Genomic DNA, 2,571 nt, shown 5'->3' on the forward strand with positions numbered 1-2,571 from the left:
GGTACGATTATTTTATTGTTAGCATCAATTGTTTTGGCTCCCTCATATGAACCGATTCCAGCAATCACCCCATCTACGATTGCAATATCTCCGCTCATTAATTCTCCTGTAAATACGTTTACGATCATTCCATTTTTTACGACTAAATCGGCAGGCGTTTTTTTAGCAGATACGCTGATTCTTTTCTCCAATGTTGACGTTCTTAAATTCATCAAAAGCCTCCTGATCTTTGTTTTTAATTTTATATTCTACAATACACTAGCTAGATTTAAAAACAACTTTTATTTTGTTTTATTTGTAAGTTTTTCCTATTGTATTATGTTAAAATACAGGTTAAGGATAGGGAATGTGAGGATTCTATATGAGTAAGTTTAATGAAATTTTTTTAGATCTCGAAGCAGCTATTTTAAACCAACGCTTTATTTCTGGAGATCTTTTACCTAGCGAAAATGAATTAGTAAAACAATACAATGTTTCCCGTGAAACAATACGAAAAGCTTTAAACCTGCTATTAGAAAAAGGCTATATTCAAAAAATCCAAGGTAAAGGTTCTGTTGTTTTAGACGTGAAACGGTTTGATTTTCCTGTTTCAGGCTTAACCAGCTATAAAGAGCTTCAAGTAGCTCAACAAATGAATAGCCAAACTATCGTGATGCATAACGGTTTGCAACCTGTCTCTCAAGAGTTAGCGGATCATTTAACTATTCCTTTGAATACGCCAGTTTTGTATCTTGAACGTTTACGAAAAGTAAATGGCGAAGTGGTTATTGTAGATAAAGATTATCTGCTCACTTCTATTGTTCCAAGTATTCCAACAGATGCAGCTGAAGATTCATTGTATCATTACATTGAACATACATTAGGTCTGACTATTGGGTATGCTCAAAAAGAAATAACGGTAGATCCTATTACAGAAGAAGACAAGCAGCTGATGAATTTAAAAGATGACACCCATGTCGTGGTTGTAAGAAGCGATGTTTATCTAGAAAACACAACACTTTTTCAACATACTGAATCTCGTCATCGTTTAGATCGTTTTCGTTTCGTTGATTTTGCCAGACGTCGAAATTCTCTTTAAACAAAAAAGAGGCCGGGACAAAAGTCCTAGCCTCATTTTTTTATACGAATATTCATTCTAAAACATGCTCCAAAAAGCAGACCCGACGTCCACTTCGCGAACAATGCTCGATGGTCTATGACCACACTGCGCTTATTCGTTCCAGTGATTCGGGTCTAAACGCTTTTTGTATCACTCTCTTTTTTGTTTTAATTAGCTTCAAAATAAAAAGCAATTGTTTCATACGGACCTAATTCTAAGTTAGCAGTTAAGATTCTTTCTTCTTTATTGCCGATAAGATAACGACTAGATCTATTTAAAAATTCTTCTGGAATTTCCAAAGTCACATGATCTGAATAGAAATGATTAAATACAAGCAGTTGTTCTCCCTCATATTCTCTTACATAACCATAAACACTTGGATGATCCATCATGATCCCACGGTAATCCCCTTCAGAGATTACTTTCAACTCTTTTCTTAATTGAATAAGCTTTTTATAAAAATCAAAGATGGTTCCTTCTGCTCGTTCTTTTTCTACATTGATTTGATGGTAATTTTCAGTTAATTTTATCCAGGGTTGTCCCGTAGTAAAACCGGCATTTTTTTCGTTTGTCCATTGCATTGGTGTGCGGCTATTGTCACGAGATTTACTTTTAATGATCTCCATAATTTCTTCATGTGGCAGATCTTTTGCTTGTAGTTCTTTATAAGCATTATGTGTTTCCACATCTACATAATCTGTGATGTCTTGAAATTCTGGATTTGTCATCCCAATTTCTTCCCCTTGATAAATATAAGGGGTACCTCGAAGTAAATGAATCGTCTGAGCTAACAGCTTAGCAGAAGCTTCAAAGTGATTCACAGGATCTCCAAAGCGGCTGATGGCACGCGGCTGATCATGATTATTCCAGAATAGCGCATTCCAACCATTACCTTTAGACATGCCTTCTTGCCAATCATTTAATAATTCTTTTAATTCCATAAAATCAAATGGTGTTTTGCTCCATTTTTCACCATCTAAATAATCGACTTTCAAGTGATGGAAACTAAAGACCATAGACAACTCTTGTTTGTCAGGATTAGAATAAACAGTCCCATTTTCAATCGTTGTTGAAGACATTTCCCCAACTGTCATCATATTCGAGTATTTCCCAAAAGTTTTTTGGTTCATTTCATGAATAAATTCATGTGCGATTGGCCGATCTGTATACAACGATTTTCCTACTCCATCTTCTGCATCTAAAAGTAGTTCCTCTTTACCAATAACATTAATCACATCAAACCGGAATCCTTTTACTCCTTTTTCTAACCAAAAATTGACAACGTTAAAAACTTCTTCTCTTACTTCCGGATTACGCCAATTTAAATCTGCTTGGGATACATCATATAAATGCAAGTACTCTTTTCCCGTATCAGCAAAAGGAGCCCAAGCTGGGCCTCCAAATTTTGAGACCCAGTTTGTCGGGTGGCTTCCATCTGCTTTTGGTTCACGTAAGATATAATAATCTTGGTA

The 2,571-nt window shown here is 35.4% G+C and carries 2 protein-coding genes and 1 pseudogene; 1 reads left to right on the forward strand and 2 read right to left on the reverse strand.

Annotated features, from left to right (window positions below):
• A pseudogene (locus tag ABS911_RS13645) lies at positions 1-212 on the reverse strand (adenine deaminase); the annotation flags it as partial.
• 149 nt (positions 213-361) lie between these two features.
• Between ABS911_RS13645 and treR the strand changes: the two are divergent.
• Positions 362-1,078, forward strand: coding sequence for a trehalose operon repressor (gene treR, locus ABS911_RS13650; RefSeq protein WP_023179674.1), 717 nt, complete (start codon positions 362-364; stop codon positions 1,076-1,078).
• Positions 1,079-1,266: 188 nt separating this feature from the next.
• Here treR and ABS911_RS13655 read toward each other — a convergent pair.
• Positions 1,267-2,571: alpha-amylase family glycosyl hydrolase (locus ABS911_RS13655; protein ID WP_350468019.1), on the reverse strand; the 1,305-nt coding region annotated here is incomplete at its 5' end.

The sequence above is a fragment of the Carnobacterium sp. genome, assembly GCF_040274425.1.

What these genes read in the sequence shown, in the direction of transcription:
- treR (WP_023179674.1), top strand. Translation starts at nt 362, where the DNA reads ATGAGTAAGTTTAATGAAATTTTTTTAGATCTCGAAGCAGCTATTTTA.